Here is a 15,600-nt window from a genome sequence, read left to right as displayed (position 1 = left end):
AAATTCAAATTTGTAACTTCCTGTATTACTATATCTTATATATTTCCATCTTAATTAAAACTCCTAAATTACAGTGCTTAGAATCCAGTTTAAAATACTAAAAACTGCTTATTAAGCAAACTTTAGCTTTATTTTATTAAATATCAAACGACCCATGCTTAATCCCCTTACCCTCAGCTATTTCTGGCAGAATCTTTGCTATGAAAGGTATGGACTACCTCAAGATTATTGAAACCTACAAACATCAACCTATGAAATTGCTGCTTGGCTCCATTTTATTCGTTCCTTTCATACTGAATTCTCAAGTTACCGATGGTGAATTTATCAGTGTGTACAAATCCATTCAAAATAAATCTCGCAATGCATTTGTATTAAAAGCAGAAGATTCAACCAGCTATAAAAATTTTGAATTGCTGAAAGAAACCAACCAGCTCTTGGACTTCTTATACGAATACATCGATAGCGAACATCGCCTGAATGGTAAAGGGGGATTTAATTTTGCGGGGAATCAAACTTCAAAAAATAATCTCTTTAAAGTAGGTGCCGGTGTAAGTATTGACCAAGGTGTATATCCCTACGAATTGGATTTTTCCGCAAATGTGCAATCCCTTTTAAAAGATGGCGACTTTCAGGAAAACTTTTCTGACCTGGATATCTCGTTCGATTTTCACCCTTATACACCCAGTGCATTTTCAAAACAAAAAAAATATGAAGCCAAAATAAATGAACTGGAACACGAAAAAACCACCAACTCAACTGAAGAAGAAAACAAACAATACCTACTCAACAAGTACATGGCTAAAATTGAAAATGTACAAGATATCAACGGACTTTGGCTTGAAAATTATGTAATACTGAAACGCAGCAGTGACAGTTATCTTGGATTAGATCAGGCTTATAATCTAGGTGCAGGTTTTATATTCAGTTTCTATTCAAAAGCCATGACAAAAAAAGGACGAGCAAATCAGGAAGAAATGAATCGCAAACCTACCTACGAAATGCATGGCAATGATTTAATCCGATGCCTTACCAATTGTGCTCCCATTAATAATGTTCTGCAATTAAGCGCATCAGAAATTGAAACATTGATGTCCGGCCGTTATCGGTTTTTGATTTCAAATCGAAAACAATACAGCCAATTGCGCTTATCACTATTAGTTGGTGCTTATTATGAACTGGAAAAATCAACCATAAGCAATACCATCAATTTTAATGGAAAAGATACTACCATGAGTTTTCCTTTTAAACCAACCAATCGGCCCTATGGCGAAATACGTCCAGGCATCGTCTGGAAACCAAAAGACAAATACAAACTAAAAATTTATCCATTTCTAAAAATTCCATTAGATCGAATTAAAGACAAAGTAAGTGAGGGGGCGCTATCTGATATACGCACCGATTATTTTATTGATTTCCAAAGTTCATTTACAATTGGAATTGAAGATAATTTTGAAATAGGCATCTATTACAACATGCTTTATGACAATACGCCCTATCGGTTATATTTAAAGCAACTAGATAATAGCTTTATCCTGTTTTCAGGAGAAAATAAACGAAGCAGTTTCGGAATTAATTTAAGTTTTGGCTTTTAATTTTAAAATTAACCATGATCATTTACAATGTATCCGTTAAAATTAATCCAGAAATTCAATCAGATTGGATAAACTGGATGCGAACCCACCACATTCCTAAAGTTTTAGCTACGGGTTGCTTCCTTAAATCCAGATTGTCAAAACTGGAAATCCAGGAACAAGATGGAATCACCTATATCATCCAATACGAATTGTTAAATTCCGATTTGCTAAATCAATACATGATACACTACGCACCAGCTCTCCAAAAGGAACACATCGATCGCTATGCAAATAAATTTATTGCATTTCGAACCATCCTGGATGTTCTTGAAGAATTTTATCCAAACGAACGGAATTCCTGATTTTCCAATGGGGTCACTTTTTCTAAGAAATCTGATCTTCACACTATTACAACCAGGAGTTGTTTGTATTGGGATTCCCTGGTTGATTTTGGATAAAGTACCGGAACTTCTTTCAAAAACTCCCAGCTATATCCTCATTGTAGCCTGTGGATTCATACTTGTGGGAGCATGCATTTTATGCAATTCAATCTATTTATTTGCTACAGTAGGGCGTGGCACGCTTTCGCCATTAGATCCAACGAAAAACTTGGTACTCAATGGACTTTATAAATATACCCGCAATCCTATGTATGTGGGTGTTATGCTGATTCTCCTGGGTGAAAGCTTTCTTTTTCAAAACCAACAATTATTAAATTATAGTTTAGCAGTCTTTATCTTGTTTAATATATTTATCATCTTTGTGGAAGAGCCTCGCCTGGTTCGAGAATTTGGCCATGAATATTCTAATTATTGTAAACAAGTCCGACGTTGGTTATGACCTATAAAATATGGAATTATAAAGCATTCACTGTGCTATTTCTCACTTTACTATTATGCGCATGCAGTTCGCCTAAGAAAGCTATTTACGAAACTACTGCAAATGATGTAGCACAAATTGAATTAGTACTCCGTAAAAATCAGAAATTCGAATTGTACTTCAAGGATCTGAGTGAACGTCCTGAGAAACGTTACAAATTTAAAGGGAGTTGGTCTGAACGCAAAGATCGGATCCAGTTAAACTTTCACCTTGATAAAAACGGTTTACCTGATATCAAAGCGCTGTTTGACCCATCACTTACAGAAGTTAAATCGGTTCGAATCATAGATGTTAAGACCGTAGAATTCAAGAAAACTGATAAAATGATTTATATTTGGGGATTGTCTTGCCCAAAATCAGATCTGGATAAAAAATAAACCCTGCTTATGATAAAGATAAGCTGTCCACAATGCAAAAGCATTTTAGAGTTCGAGCATTCAGCTTCTGGCTCCCAACGATTTTGTTCATCTTGCGGTCTTTCATTAATCATTCCGATTATTGAATCCCAAGATCATGCTAAAGATTCAGAAACTGATTCAGAAAAAATTCAAACCATCAATGAGTCTTTCCAAAATATCATTGAAAAGAGTTCGAAACAAGCTCAAACGATCTTAAGAGATCTTCAGCAAATTCCCTTAAAACAGGAAATCATCCCCATAGATCAAAGCAATATTAATTTGTTGTTGAAAGATTTTATTTTCTGGGCTGTTAGTTTTTTAGGGATTATTCCCTTATTAATTATAACTGTAAATCAGGTTTCTACGCAACTCACCATGTTTGCACTTTTTTTTGCATTTGTATGGGGTGTGATCTTTAAAAAATTTATACTCAATGATGGAGGAAGTAAGCGCCTTGCAGTTCCAGCCCTTTTTTTTACAGGTATCATTGGCATTTGGTTGTTGTTATTTATCTATAGATTCTTACCTGCCTTCTATTTGAATCTTGCAGATCATTCCAATTTAATTGTTTCGCTCATTGGATACATTTTTCAAGTTGGAATTTGTGAAGAATTAATAAAAGCATTGCCAATTTACATTGCTATTAAATGGTTTCGCAAAGATTTAAACATACTTTCCCTGGTTACAATTGGTGTATTTAGTGGCTTGGGATTTGCAGCTTTTGAAAATTTACACTACGGTGAAAATGCCATTGGTTCCGCTTATACAAAAACAATAAACTATGGAGTCGAAGGTCTGGTGTCGGGAGTTCAAAATGCCATGGTTTTGGTGATGTTGCGCTCGCTGTCATTGGTTTTTTGTCATGCAGTGTTTTCTGGTATTGTGGGTTACTTTATTACTACAGCACTGATCCGTAAAGAAAAAAAGGGTGCATTGATTGTCATTGGATTTGCAACGGTTTCTATCTTACACGGAGTGTACGATTGGCTTGCCGGATTACAACCTACATTAGCAGCGCTGTTGGCAGGATTTTCATTTGCATTATTTTATGGGTATCTCATGAAATTAAAAAATTCAGACAGGCAGTTTGTGTTTTAAATTTCGCATTCACTATATTAATTAAGACTTAAAAGGGAATTTGACTTTAGTATCATTGACTAAAGTCACTAGATCCAATGAGCAATATCAAATCCGAAGGTAGGCTGCTTATCGACTTTTGCATGCGAATCGCCTTATTCTGGAAAACAAAACACAAATCCAAACCCTTTGCTATCACTGCGGAAGTGAATGCCCAAATCAATCTATTGAAATTGATGACCATTATTTTTGTTGCGAAGGCTGCAAAACGGTTTTTCAGGTTTTAAATAACAATCAACTTTGCGACTATTATGCATACAACTCCCAACCAGGAATTAAGCAAAGCAATTCGCAATGGGCTGAGCGGTATGCCTTTTTGGATCGACCAGAATACTGGGATGAATTCATAAGCTTCAAAGAAAAGGACCAATGCAGGGTCCAATTTTACATTCCCCAAATGCATTGCAGTTCGTGCATCTGGTTATTGGAAAATTTATTTAAACTCAATGATGGGATCATTAGCAATCGGGTTAATTTTTCCACCAAAGAATTGTTTTTGGTCTTTGATGCAAAAAAAATAAGTCTGCGGCAGTTGGTTGAGTTGCTTACTTCTATTGGCTACGAACCAAAATTAGAAATCCAGGATCTGAAAATGGGACTTCAACTTCCAAAAAGAAACCGGGTTTTGAAAATTGGGATCGCAGGATTTTGCTTTGCCAACATTATGATGTTTTCGTTACCAGAATATTTTAATGGTGGCGAATTGGTTGAACAAGATCTTGCAATCCTGTTCCGATTGTTTATTTTCTTACTTTCATTACCTGTCTTGTTTTTTTGTGCTACTGAATTTTTTTCCGGTGCCTGGAATGGACTGAAGCTTAAAATGATTACGATTGACCTCCCCATTGCTTTGGCTTTAATTTTAACATTTTCAAGAAGTGTTTATGAAATGCAAATCGGATTAAGCAATGGATATCTGGATAGTTTTTCCGGTATCGTGTTTTTTATGTTATTGGGTCGATTTATTCAGGATAAATCATTTACATCTTTATCCTTCGACCGAAACTATAAATCATTTTTTCCAATTGCCGTAATGGCTATGAAAAAATCCAAATGGATATCCACACCAATAGAATCCATTGAAAAAAATGATCGCATCCTCATCCATAATGAAGAAATTATTCCAGTTGATGGCTTATTATTGAATGGCAAGGCTTCCCTCGATTACAGTTTTGTAAGTGGCGAAAGTCAACTGAGTTTTCCAAACTGTGGGGAACGGGTTTATGCAGGAGCCCGACAAACCGGAGAAGCCATTGAAATTAGCGTGATTAAACCCGTTTCACAAAGTTATTTGACCAATCTTTGGAATAATGAAATTTTTAAAACGGAAAAAGCAAAAACATATAAGGAAATTGATCTCATTGCACAATATTTTACATTGGTAGTTATTGTATTGGCCTTGGCTGCCGGCATCTTTTGGTACACACAAAATCGTCCGGATCTCATGTGGAATGCGGTAACTACCATATTAATAGTTGCTTGTCCTTGTGCGTTATTGTTGGCTGCAAGTTTTACAAATGGAAATTTGCTTCGAATTCTTTCCAAAAATAAATTGTATTTAAAGCATCCTTCTGTTTTGGATCAATTGAATCAAATTGATCATCTGGTTTTTGATAAAACGGGTACACTCACCAAAAATGGAAGTCTTAAAGTATCATATTGTGGAACGAAACTGAGCCAGGAACAGGAAATTCGATTCTATTCCTTAGCTAAACAATCTACACATCCTTTAAGTCATTCTGTAGCTCAGTTTATTCAGGCAAATCAAACGATTCCGGTACTCGAATTTAAACAAATCGCTGGAAAGGGAATTGAAGCATGGATTCAGGAACATCATGTTAAATTGGGCTCCGCTGATTTTGTACATGCAATCGATCCAGAAAATGTTGATCATTCTAACGTCCATATCAAAGAAGATGGAAATTATCTCGGATATTTTTCCATTGCTCAAGAATTCAGATCAGGTCTTGATGTATTATTTGATAAGCTGAAGTCAAAATACAAACTGTCCATGTTAACGGGAGATCAACCCGGAGCTACCACAAAATTGCTTGGCTTATTTCATCATAAGAACGCCATGCATTTTGGATTAAAACCCATTGATAAATTGGATTTCATTAGTAATCATCAACAAAAACAGGGCGAAAAAATACTCATGGTTGGCGATGGACTCAATGATTCCGGTGCATTAAAACAAAGTGATGTAGGGATTGCCGTTACAGAAAACCGCAATAATTTTACGCCGGCCAGTGATGGTATCCTAGATGGAACTTCTTTGCAAAAATTGGCTGATATGCTCCTTTTTGTCAGAGATGGAAAACGTACCATTTATCTGATCTTTGTATATTCCATTCTTTACAATATAATAGGCGGTTATTATGCCTTAAACGGAATCCTTTCTCCGCTCATTGCAGCTATATTAATGCCAATCAGCTCGATTTCAATTTTAATACTTTCCTACGGAATAACAGCTTTTTTAGCCTGGCATCACAGGCTTTCCTAATTGATAAAAATCATTTAACTGGATGACCATGGTCTAAGAGATGGTTTTCCCCTGCTTTTAATTTTGCTCATCAAATTATGAGCGTATTAATTATTTTAATTTGTGTCAGTGTCTGTATTGCCGGTGCTTTTCTAGTGGCATTTATATGGAGTTCAAATGACGGACAATTTGAAGATTTATACGCATCAGCCCATCGTATTTTATTTGAACGAAAAGAAAAAATCAAGAAAGAAGAATGAATGCACAATTAGAAACCGTTTACTATGACAATAAAATGCCAAGACTTTTTGCAATGGCAACCATTTTATGGGGTGCTGTTGGTATGTTGGTAGGAGTCCTGATTGCATTTCAACTTGTATTTCCCGCTCTAAACTTTGATTTATCATTTACTACCTATGGCAGATTAAGACCCTTGCATACCAATGCAGTGATTTTTGCATTTGTAGGAAACGGTATTTTCACCGCCATCTATTATTCGTTGCCCAGATTACTGAAAACGTCCATGTGGAGCAGCAAATTAAGCAAAATTCATTTTTGGGGATGGCAATCCATCATTGTATTGGCAGCCATAACCTTGGTTTGCGGTATCACAACGGGTAAGGAATATGCAGAATTGGAATGGCCCATTGATATTTTAATCACTTTAATCTGGGTGGTCTTTGGTATCAATATGTTTGGAACCATTTTAACCAGAAGGGAACGGCACTTGTACGTTGCGATTTGGTTTTACATTGCCTCATGGGTAACTGTTGCCATGCTTCATATTGTCAATTCCTTGGAATTCCCAATCAACTTGTTCAAATCATATTCCTGGTATGCTGGAGTTCAAGATGCTTTGGTTCAATGGTGGTATGGTCACAATGCGGTTGCATTCTTTTTAACAACCCCGTACTTGGGTTTGATGTATTATTTCTTACCAAAAGCTGCCGATCGTCCGGTGTATTCTTACCGCTTAAGCATTGTGCATTTTTGGTCTTTAATTTTCATATATATCTGGGCCGGTCCGCACCACCTTTTATATACTGCATTACCAGATTGGGCACAATCATTGGGAACCGTTTTTTCAATCATGCTAATCTTACCCAGTTGGGGCGGAATGTTGAACGGACTGTTCACTTTAAGGGGAGCATGGGATAAAGTTCGTGAAGATACGGTATTGAAATTTTTTGTAGTTGCAGTTACCTGTTACGGTATGTCAACATTTGAAGGCCCGATGATGTCGCTTAAAAATGTGAATGCAATTTCACATTACAGTGACTGGACAGTTGCACACGTTCATATAGGAGCCTTAGGATGGAATGGATTTTTAACATTTGGAATGCTGTACTGGTTATTTCCAAAAATGTACAATGTCAAATTGTATTCTCAAAAATTAGCATCCACACACTTTTGGATTGGCACCTTAGGTATTATACTCTATGCAATTCCAATGTATTGGTCTGCTTTCCGGACTTATTTTATGATGAAAACATTTACACCGGAAGGTCAATTGCAATACCAGTTTATGGATGTTGTACAAACTGTAATGCCTTTTTATTTATTGCGGGCATTGGGTGGAACCATATTTCTGATTGGTGTATTCATTATGGTTTACAATTTAATAAAAACAGTACGTTCTGGAAAATTTATTGAAACCGAATCAATTGAGGCTGCACCTTTAAGTAAAAATTACCAGGCACCAAAATCTGCTTTCTGGCATAGTGTCATCGAACGCAAACCCGTATTATTGCTTACTATGAGTTTAATCGTTGTCGGTATCGGAGGTTTAGTTGAATTGGTTCCAACATTTTTAGTAAAATCAAATGTACCTACCATTTCAAGCGTAAAGCCATACACCCCTCTGGAATTGCAAGGAAGGGATATTTACATTCGCGAAGGATGTTATAATTGTCACTCCCAGATGATTCGACCTTTCCGATATGAAGTGATGCGATATGGGGACTATTCAAAAGCAGGAGAATTTGTGTATGATCATCCATTTCAATGGGGAAGTAAGCGAACAGGACCGGATCTCGCACGGGTAGGTGGAAAATATCCGAATAGTTGGCATTTTAATCACATGTTAGATCCTCAATCGGTTTCACCAGGGTCGAATATGCCAAGTTATGTTTGGCTGTTTGGAAACGATTTAAATACGTCCACTACACCATCAAAAATTCATGCCATGCGCAAAATGGGGGTTCCTTATCCGGCAGGATTTGAAACTACGGCGAATGAGGATTTGAAAAAACAGGCAGAACAAATATCCAACAACTTGCGTGAAGATAAAATCGGCATACCTGCTGAAAAAGAAATTGTTGCACTCATTGCATACTTGCAAAGATTAGGAAAAGATACACGTGTTAATTCAAAACGATAAGAATTATGAAATTCAATAATTATTTGGAAAAAATTACCGGAATTGAAATTTATCCTATGATTTCATTACTGGTCTTTATACTTTTTTTTATTGCTGTTACCATTTATGCATTTAAAGCAAACAGTGAAATGATTCGTACCATGGAAGAATTGCCATTAGATAAATCTGATACTAAGACTTTATGAAAGCATTACACTTTATAATTAGACCCTTTTTATTCCTATTTATAACGATAGGATTCGTTTTACCAATTGATGCTCAGGGAACCACTGCCGTTGCAACACAAGCACCTTCAACTGGAAGTGGATTTTACCTGGATTTAGATACTGCACTTTTTGCTATAGCATTTACATTAGCAATCGTTATTATTGCCCTTTTAGGGGTGTTGCGCTCATCGATTCGTTTTTATATAGATAAAAACAACAACACGTTAAAAGCAATATTATGGATTGTTATGATTTTCTATAGCAGTCAGGAGGCATTTGCTCAACAAGCCAATGCCGTTGCAGGCAATCCACAAAATTTTACTTTCTTATTAAGCGTTCAAGGTTGGCTTATGCTAATCATAATTGCTGTTGAAATCTATGCGCTGATATTAATTAGAAAATGGATTCGTTTTTATACGGGAATTGAGAAATTTGAAACCCGAACTGTAGAAATCAAACCAAGTTGGTGGGATCGCATCAATGTATTTAAATAAATTGAAAGCGAAAGCGATCTAGATACCGGTCATAATTATGATGGAATCCGCGAACTGGATAACATTACACCTCCTTGGTTTACTGCTGCATTTCTTGGAACCATTCTATTTGCTGCAATTTATTTGTATCGGTACCACATCGCTGAATCTGCACCGCTCCAATTAAAAGAATATCAAAATGCCATGAAAATTGCAGAACAAGAACAAGCACTCTATTTAAGTGAAAAAGGAGATCAGATTGATGAAAATAATGTAGAATTATTACCTGCAGGCCAATATGAAGAGGGTAAAACCATCTTTAAAGCTACTTGTGCAGTTTGTCATGGAGACAAAGGACAAGGATTGGTTGGACCAAATTTGACTGATGAATATTGGATTCATGGTGGCTCTGTAAAAGAAATTTTTACGGTAATAAAATATGGTGTGATGGATAAAGGCATGCGAAACTGGAAAGATGAATACGGTCCAAATCAAATTGCACAATTGTCGAGTTATATAAAATCTTTAAAAGGAACGAATCCTCCCGGTGCTAAAGCTGCTCAAGGAACTTTATATACAGAAGCAACACCTGGTAATACGGATGCAAAACAAGATACTTTGAAAACTACTAAGTAGATGAACCTCGATGATCTACAGGAAGGATCCGGATTTAGAGACAGAATCAGTTCGGTTGACGAGCAAGGCGGCCGAAAATGGATCTTTGCCAGTAAGGTCAATGGACGATTTTACAATTACAGAAATTACAGTTCGTTTGTATATCTGATTCTCTTTTTTACCATTCCATTTATTTGGGTACACAATCAACCTTTGGTATTATTCAATATACTTGAAGGAAAGTTTATATTATTTAGTAAGATATTTTGGCCAAATGACTTTTTCATTTTTGCAGTGGCCATGATCACTTTTATCATTTTTATTGCATTATTTACAGTTATTTACGGTCGTTTGTTTTGTGGTTGGGCTTGTCCACAAACCATTTTTATGGAAATGGTTTTCCGAAAAATTGAATGGCTGATTGAAGGTTCACCCGGACAACAAAAACTGCTGCAGTCAAAAGCATGGACGAGCGAATGGTGGCTTAAAAAATCTTTGAAACATTTTATTTTTTTGGCATTTTCCTTTCTTATAGCCAATACGTTTTTAGCTTATATCATTGGAGTGGATCAGTTATATAAAATTATACTGAAACCCATTTCAGAAAACATTGGCCTCTTAAGTGGATTAATTGTATTTACGCTCTTATTTTATGGAGTGTTTGCATTTGTCCGTGATATTATTTGCACCACCGTTTGTCCCTACGGACGCCTTCAGAGTGTGCTTTTTGATAAAGACACCATGCAAATTTCATACGATTACACGAGAGGCGAACCAAGAGAACGCATCCATAAAAATCAACAACGAACTCAAGGCGATTGCGTGGACTGTATGAAATGCGTTCAGGTTTGTCCAACAGGCATTGACATTCGCAATGGGGTGCAAATGGAATGTGTTGGTTGCACTGCATGCATAGATGCCTGCGATGAAGTAATGGATAAGGTAGGTTTCAATAGAGGGTTAATCCGATATGCATCCGAAAATGAAGTGTCTGGAAAAACCCGCTTTAAATTCAATAACCGCATGAAGGCCTATACGGCCTTACTCAGTATTTTAATCCTTGCGATGGTCGTTTTAATTGCAACTCGAAATACTATTGATGCCTATGTTCAACGCGTTCCAGGACAATTATATCAGGAGGTTAGTGAATCCCAGATCACAAATTTATACACTATAAAGTTTATAAATAAAAGCAGGGACACACAAAAAATGGATATCAAATTAGCTAATCAGAACGGAAGCATTCAACTCATAGGAAATCACGAAATTAAAATTAACCCTGAATCTGTTTCTGAATATGAATTCTTTATTGGCTTATCAAAAGATCAAGTGCTTAAAAGAAGCAATGAAATCAAATTAAACATTTTCCAAGGGAGTGATTTGATCCATACATTAAAAACTAATTTTCTAGGACCATTTAAATAATCATTATGAGTTGGGGATATAAAATTTTAATAGCTTATGCATTATTCTTTGTAATGATAATCAGTTTCTTATATATAGCATCTCAACAAACCAATGAGATGCTGGAAACGAATTACTATGAAAAAGAAATTCAATTTCAAAAAATTCTCACCGGATCAGATAATCTCAATGTTTTGAATGAGACTATCAATCTAAAGTTATCCAGTGAGCATCTTGAAATCAACTTCCCAAAAGAAGGCATAAAAGACCAGCCCCTTATTCATTTGGAATTTATTAAAATGTCGGATCAAAGCAAAGATTTTAACTTAGATATCAAGACAAATGAAAACGGTAAAATTATAATTCCCACCGAAAAATTCAGTAAAGGCTATTACAGACTTCAGATGCAATGGGAATCAAATGGAAAACCCTATGTGTATAGGGACCAATTTAAATTTTTAGAAGCATGAACATTTACGAAGCACTGGTAGCCGGTTTTTTAATGGGCTTAATGGGAAGCTTACATTGCATCGGGATGTGCGGTCCATTGGCTTTAGGTGTTGTCGGGTTGCAAACAAATCCGAAGAAAAAACTCCGGACGGCCTTAGAATATAATTTTGGTCGGGCTGTTTCATATACAGCAATGGGTGCAATCCTTGGTTTAATTGGTAATCAGGTTTCAATGGCAGGATTTCAACAATATCTTTCCATCGGGTGTGGACTTTTTATTTTGCTACTTTTTCTTTTGCCCTATATTTCAAAAAATAAATCCAGTATACTTCAATCCTGGAATCATAAAATCCAAAACTTGCTTAATGTACAATTTACCAAAAAACAAAGTCCCCTATTCCATTTTGAATTAGGCCTTATCAATGCCTGGTTGCCTTGTGGGCTGGTATATCTCGCATTGGCAGCTGCTTTAGCTTCGGGAACGTTTATTGCATCCTGTACCATCATGTTTTTGTTTGGGCTGGGCACCATTCCTTTGATGTTAAGCTTGCAACTTTTAGGAAATTACATAAACCAGCAATGGCGTCAAAAATTAACGAAAGCAATTCCGGTATTCATAATAGTGTCTTCCTCTTTATTAATACTACGAGGCATGAATCTCGGAATTCCTCTTATTAGTCCGGTTGTTGAAACATCTGGAACCTGCATTAAACACTGTTGCAAAAATTAATTAAATCTAAAAATATACATCATGATAGAAATATTAAAAGAAACAAAAGTAGGCGAAGTAGTCGCTTCTAATTTTAAAGTAGCTGAAGTCTTTGAAAAATACGGCATTGATTTTTGCTGTAAAGGAGGTATGAGCCTGGATGCAGCTTGCCAAAGTAAAAACATCGATTCAGAAACGTTTATCAAAGATTTGAAATATACTTTATCAATTAAATCCGATTCAACACAAAATTTTTTGGATTGGCCACTGGATTTATTGGCGGATTACATTGAAAAAAAACACCATAGATACATTCGTTGAGAAAACGCCTATGATCCAAACGTATTTGACCAAATTGGTAAATGCACATGGAAGTCGTTACCCTCAATTGATAGAGGTTCAAGAACTCTTCGATCAATCTGTTCTAGATATGCATGTCCATATGCGAAAAGAGGAAATGATCTTATTTCCATATATTCGTAATAAAGTACAAACCATTGTAAATTCAGGATCAGACAATGTGTTTTCCAGCATACAAACACCTGTGAATATTCTTATGCAAGACCATGAAATTGAAGGATCCCGTTTTGAAAAAATTTCAACACTTACCAATCACTACGAACCCCCTACAGCTGCTTGCATAACCCATAAGGTGTGTCTTTCTATGTTAAAAGAATTTGAAATGGATCTCCATCATCACATTCATCTTGAAAACAATATTCTGTTTCCGAAAGCAATTGCTTTGGAAAATTGAGTAATAAAGCATTAATAGTATTAATACAAGGATTCAGTTTGCAATAATTCTAATACCTTTAGTTTTATAGAGCGAAAAAAAATTGGCTTACAATTGAATCCTCAAGAAATGATTAATACTTCACAATGCTTGCATTTGAAGATTGAAAGATTCTAAAAAAACGGATTTTATAGAATTAGCAAGAATTTTAAATCACCGAACAAGAAAGTAAAATCAAAAACACCAGTCCGAGGGCAATTCGATACCAACCAAACACCCCAAAGCCATGATGTTTCAAATACCTGATTAAAAAGCGAACCGTGATCCAGGCAGAGACAAATGCACCTATTAATCCAACACTTAACAAAGTGAATTGCTCACTGCTAAAATGTAAAGGAGTTTTTAATAAATCGTATGTAGTTGCAGCCAACATGGTTGGAACTGCTAATAAAAATGAAAATTCGGTGGCTTGATTTCGATCCAAGCCATTGAAAATTCCACCTATAATGCTGGCGCCAGCCCTGGAAACACCCGGTATAATTGAGATACATTGAATAAAGCCAATGTAAAATGCATTTTTATAAGAAATGGATTCTAATTCAACCACAGTAGATTTAGCTTCTTTCAATTTTTTATCCCAGATGATTAATAACAATCCGCCAAGAATCAAACTAAAGGAGACTACCCAGGAATTAAACAAATAGGCTTTAATAATTTTATACATTAAAAAACCAATGGTTGCAGTTGGAATGAATGCAACGAACAACTTCTTATAAATTTCTATTCCATTAAAAAACCGTTGGATGTACATGACAGCAATTGCCAGAATAGCACCCAATTGAATTGAAATTTCAAATGTTTTAAGAAATTCTGAATTTTCAAGGCCCAAAAGATGAGCAGTTAGGATCATGTGCCCGGTAGAGGATATTGGAAGAAACTCTGTTATTCCCTCTACAATTGAAAGTATCAAGGCGTCCAATAAATTCATAGCAAACTAATTTCAAAAATAAGCGACAAACATAAGAAGAAATTCATTAGTTTATTAAGAGTTATGGTATATCATACATTTGCGAAGGTACCAGGGTCTATAGTCTATAGAAAAGAAGTCTGAAGAGAAATGCTACAAATTTGCGATGCTGCAATCTTTCAATGCACGACAGCTGATCCAGGATATATTTCCAAATAAAAATGAATCATCAGACGGCTTAGGCGGGGTACTATGCTCCAATGTAAGAATCTGCTTAGTATGCTTATTAAATGATGTTATTTTCAAATCAATTTATAACAAAGTTTCCATTGAACCATTTCTTCCTATCAGACTTCTTTTCTACAGACTTCTTTTCTACAAACTTCTTTTCTACAGACTTCTTTTCTACAGACTTCTTTTCTACAGACTACAGACTCGGTACTTCCTATTTCTAAATCTTGGTGAGCGTTTCCTTCTTATTCTTTTTGGTTACAAAATCAAACCAAGCTTTTTTACGAAGTGGATGATCTTTGGGCTTTGAATACATTTTCGCCTTTTTCATTTTTACTACATAAGCTTTTGGAAGTATGTTATTGATCCGGCCTTTGTATTCAATATCCCGATTGTTATTACGCAGCGCATTTAAATAAGAAGAGGGTAATAAATACCGACCTTCGGGCAATTTGATTCTGGAGATGATCTGTCCAAAATTTCGTAAAAAATGAAGGCAGTTATTGGCCCTTAATGAATACGCTTTGTGTTCCCATAATTTTTTTAAATGTAAACAGGCAATAAGTTCAAATTCAGAAATTTCCACAATGAAACTGTGCTCACGTTTACTATTCCAGTCATTTTTAATGGATCCATTCATATAACCTACGATCCCCGAAGTTTGCAAACCTCCTTTCGGATAAAAACCCCAGCATGCTAATAACAGGTTTTGTTTACTGGCTGTATCTTCCTTGATCAAGCCAACATAGGCATGACCAAACGACTGACGTAAAACCCCATCAAAAAATCCATCCTTTGCAAAAAAGACCAACCATTGGCGGGCATTGGATTCCGGATTCCAACTCAGGAATAGCATCGCTAATATGAAAAATTTCTTTAACATCTCTTGTATTAGACTCCAATTGCTAAGTTATGTTAAATTTTCGACAATAAAAATTGAATTTTTTTAAAATCCATATTCA

The 15,600-nt window shown here is 35.7% G+C and carries 16 protein-coding genes and 2 pseudogenes; 16 read left to right on the top strand and 2 right to left on the bottom strand.

Going from position 1 to position 15,600, the window contains the following annotated elements; all coding sequences use genetic code 11:
• Positions 1-209: 209 nt before the first annotated feature.
• The 16 genes and pseudogenes from IPK91_12145 (at position 210) to ric (ending at position 13,461) form a co-directional block, all read left to right on the top strand.
• Complete coding sequence (locus tag IPK91_12145) at positions 210-1,592, top strand: hypothetical protein (GenBank protein ID MBK8298003.1); 1,383 nt, start codon at positions 210-212, stop codon at positions 1,590-1,592.
• Between the two features lie 14 nt (positions 1,593-1,606).
• On the top strand, positions 1,607-1,936 hold the full coding sequence (locus tag IPK91_12140; protein ID MBK8298002.1) for a DUF4286 family protein: 330 nt from the start codon (positions 1,607-1,609) through the stop codon (positions 1,934-1,936).
• Complete coding sequence (locus IPK91_12135; protein MBK8298001.1) at positions 1,902-2,414, top strand: isoprenylcysteine carboxylmethyltransferase family protein; 513 nt, start codon at positions 1,902-1,904, stop codon at positions 2,412-2,414. Before IPK91_12140 ends, IPK91_12135 begins: the two co-directional genes overlap by 35 nt.
• The gene (locus IPK91_12130) at positions 2,411-2,830 is read left to right on the top strand and encodes a hypothetical protein (GenBank protein MBK8298000.1); all 420 of its coding nucleotides are present in this window, start codon (positions 2,411-2,413) and stop codon (positions 2,828-2,830) included. Before IPK91_12135 ends, IPK91_12130 begins: the two co-directional genes overlap by 4 nt.
• A gap of 9 nt (positions 2,831-2,839) precedes the next feature.
• Entirely contained in the window at positions 2,840-3,949 is a 1,110-nt protein-coding gene (locus IPK91_12125; protein MBK8297999.1) for a PrsW family intramembrane metalloprotease, read from the top strand.
• A 118-nt stretch (positions 3,950-4,067) separates the two neighbouring features.
• The gene (locus tag IPK91_12120) at positions 4,068-6,491 is read left to right on the top strand and encodes a heavy metal translocating P-type ATPase metal-binding domain-containing protein (GenBank protein ID MBK8297998.1); all 2,424 of its coding nucleotides are present in this window, start codon (positions 4,068-4,070) and stop codon (positions 6,489-6,491) included.
• A gap of 77 nt (positions 6,492-6,568) precedes the next feature.
• Entirely contained in the window at positions 6,569-6,730 is a 162-nt protein-coding gene (ccoS, locus tag IPK91_12115; protein ID MBK8297997.1) for a cbb3-type cytochrome oxidase assembly protein CcoS, read from the top strand.
• Positions 6,727-8,850: a cytochrome-c oxidase, cbb3-type subunit I gene (gene ccoN / locus IPK91_12110; protein ID MBK8297996.1), complete on the top strand. Its 2,124-nt coding sequence runs from the start codon at positions 6,727-6,729 to the stop codon at positions 8,848-8,850. The genes ccoS and ccoN overlap by 4 nt, the downstream gene beginning before the upstream one ends.
• Positions 8,851-8,855: 5 nt before the next feature.
• The gene (locus IPK91_12105; GenBank protein ID MBK8297995.1) at positions 8,856-9,035 is read left to right on the top strand and encodes a CcoQ/FixQ family Cbb3-type cytochrome c oxidase assembly chaperone; all 180 of its coding nucleotides are present in this window, start codon (positions 8,856-8,858) and stop codon (positions 9,033-9,035) included.
• The gene (locus tag IPK91_12100; protein ID MBK8297994.1) at positions 9,032-9,550 is read left to right on the top strand and encodes a hypothetical protein; all 519 of its coding nucleotides are present in this window, start codon (positions 9,032-9,034) and stop codon (positions 9,548-9,550) included. The genes IPK91_12105 and IPK91_12100 overlap by 4 nt, the downstream gene beginning before the upstream one ends.
• Positions 9,551-9,694, top strand: a pseudogene (locus IPK91_12095) (cytochrome C oxidase subunit III).
• Positions 9,674-10,165 carry a c-type cytochrome gene (locus IPK91_12090; protein MBK8297993.1) on the top strand — a complete coding sequence of 164 codons (492 nt, stop codon included), beginning with the start codon at positions 9,674-9,676 and terminating at the stop codon, positions 10,163-10,165. Before IPK91_12095 ends, IPK91_12090 begins: the two are co-directional and overlap by 21 nt.
• Positions 10,166-11,569: a cytochrome c oxidase accessory protein CcoG gene (ccoG, locus tag IPK91_12085; GenBank protein MBK8297992.1), complete on the top strand. Its 1,404-nt coding sequence runs from the start codon at positions 10,166-10,168 to the stop codon at positions 11,567-11,569.
• Between the two features lie 5 nt (positions 11,570-11,574).
• Positions 11,575-12,018: a FixH family protein gene (locus IPK91_12080; GenBank protein MBK8297991.1), complete on the top strand. Its 444-nt coding sequence runs from the start codon at positions 11,575-11,577 to the stop codon at positions 12,016-12,018.
• Positions 12,015-12,728, top strand: coding sequence for a sulfite exporter TauE/SafE family protein (locus tag IPK91_12075; GenBank protein MBK8297990.1), 714 nt, complete (start codon positions 12,015-12,017; stop codon positions 12,726-12,728). Before IPK91_12080 ends, IPK91_12075 begins: the two co-directional genes overlap by 4 nt.
• Before the next feature lie 21 nt (positions 12,729-12,749).
• Positions 12,750-13,461 (top strand): annotated as a pseudogene (gene ric, locus IPK91_12070) (iron-sulfur cluster repair di-iron protein).
• Positions 13,462-13,648: 187 nt separating this feature from the next.
• Here the strand turns inward: ric and IPK91_12065 are convergent.
• Positions 13,649-14,428, bottom strand: a complete 780-nt coding sequence (locus tag IPK91_12065; GenBank protein ID MBK8297989.1) for an undecaprenyl-diphosphate phosphatase — start codon at positions 14,426-14,428, stop codon at positions 13,649-13,651.
• Positions 14,429-14,858: 430 nt separating this feature from the next.
• Complete coding sequence (locus IPK91_12060) at positions 14,859-15,521, bottom strand: hypothetical protein (protein ID MBK8297988.1); 663 nt, start codon at positions 15,519-15,521, stop codon at positions 14,859-14,861.
• Between the last annotated feature and the right edge of the window lie 79 nt (positions 15,522-15,600).

Source organism: Saprospiraceae bacterium (genome assembly GCA_016712145.1).
Taxonomy (GTDB): Bacteria; Bacteroidota; Bacteroidia; order Chitinophagales; family Saprospiraceae; genus Vicinibacter.
This window is presented reverse-complemented; position numbering and strand designations above follow the sequence as displayed.

Coding starts and splice junctions, on each gene's coding strand:
- IPK91_12065 (MBK8297989.1), bottom strand. CDS start 14,428: ATGAATTTATTGGACGCCTTGATACTTTCAATTGTAGAGGGAATAACA.
- IPK91_12140 (MBK8298002.1), top strand. CDS start 1,607: ATGATCATTTACAATGTATCCGTTAAAATTAATCCAGAAATTCAATCA.
- ccoG (MBK8297992.1), top strand. CDS start 10,166: ATGAACCTCGATGATCTACAGGAAGGATCCGGATTTAGAGACAGAATC.
- IPK91_12060 (MBK8297988.1), bottom strand. CDS start 15,521: ATGTTAAAGAAATTTTTCATATTAGCGATGCTATTCCTGAGTTGGAAT.
- IPK91_12080 (MBK8297991.1), top strand. CDS start 11,575: ATGAGTTGGGGATATAAAATTTTAATAGCTTATGCATTATTCTTTGTA.
- IPK91_12125 (MBK8297999.1), top strand. CDS start 2,840: ATGATAAAGATAAGCTGTCCACAATGCAAAAGCATTTTAGAGTTCGAG.
- IPK91_12100 (MBK8297994.1), top strand. CDS start 9,032: ATGAAAGCATTACACTTTATAATTAGACCCTTTTTATTCCTATTTATA.
- IPK91_12130 (MBK8298000.1), top strand. CDS start 2,411: ATGACCTATAAAATATGGAATTATAAAGCATTCACTGTGCTATTTCTC.
- IPK91_12145 (MBK8298003.1), top strand. CDS start 210: ATGGACTACCTCAAGATTATTGAAACCTACAAACATCAACCTATGAAA.
- ccoN (MBK8297996.1), top strand. CDS start 6,727: ATGAATGCACAATTAGAAACCGTTTACTATGACAATAAAATGCCAAGA.
- ccoS (MBK8297997.1), top strand. CDS start 6,569: ATGAGCGTATTAATTATTTTAATTTGTGTCAGTGTCTGTATTGCCGGT.
- IPK91_12075 (MBK8297990.1), top strand. CDS start 12,015: ATGAACATTTACGAAGCACTGGTAGCCGGTTTTTTAATGGGCTTAATG.
- IPK91_12105 (MBK8297995.1), top strand. CDS start 8,856: ATGAAATTCAATAATTATTTGGAAAAAATTACCGGAATTGAAATTTAT.